This is a genomic window from Paraburkholderia phymatum (genome assembly GCF_038900715.1).
GTDB classification, from domain to species: Bacteria; Pseudomonadota; Gammaproteobacteria; order Burkholderiales; family Burkholderiaceae; genus Paraburkholderia; species Paraburkholderia phymatum_A.
The window spans coordinates 1-464 of sequence record NZ_JAYMRZ010000094.1 but is presented as its reverse complement, the minus strand read 5'-3'; the positions used below and the strand labels follow the sequence as shown (position 1 = coordinate 464).

At 74.1% G+C, this 464-nt stretch carries 1 protein-coding gene; it reads left to right on the top strand.

Features of this window, described 5'->3' with window-relative positions; translation table 11 throughout:
* Positions 1–26: 26 nt before the first annotated feature.
* Positions 27–464 (top strand): carboxylesterase family protein (locus VSR68_RS42560; protein WP_342945385.1); only part of this gene is annotated, 438 nt, incomplete at its 3' end.

The window sequence follows — 464 nt, the reverse complement described above, 5'->3', positions numbered from 1 at the left end:
CCATCATCGGGCGGCGGGACGGCGCAGTGGACCGGGCCACCGGCATCCGGTACGCCCGCGCGGGACGCTACGAGTGCCCGCGGCCGGTGGCGGCGGCGTCGACCCCGGTCCTGGCCACTGAGCCCGCACCCGCGTGCCCCCAGCCGCCCATGCCGTTCCTGGACGACATCGTGGGCAGCAACATCGGGGACCTGCCCCAGGACGAGGACTGCCTGCGGGTGTCGGTGACCGTTCCCGCCGGCACGCCGGTGGACGCGCGGCTGCCCGTGATGATCTGGATCCACGGCGGCTCCTACGCGGCCGGCGGCGGGGACGCACCCTTCTACGACCCCGGTGCGCTCGTGGCCGAGCAGAACGTGGTGATGGTGGCCGTGACGTACCGGCTGGGACTGCTGGGGTTCCTGGGCGACGGCACGGAGATCCCGGCCAACCTGGGGCTGCTGGACATGGTCGCGGCGTTGCGG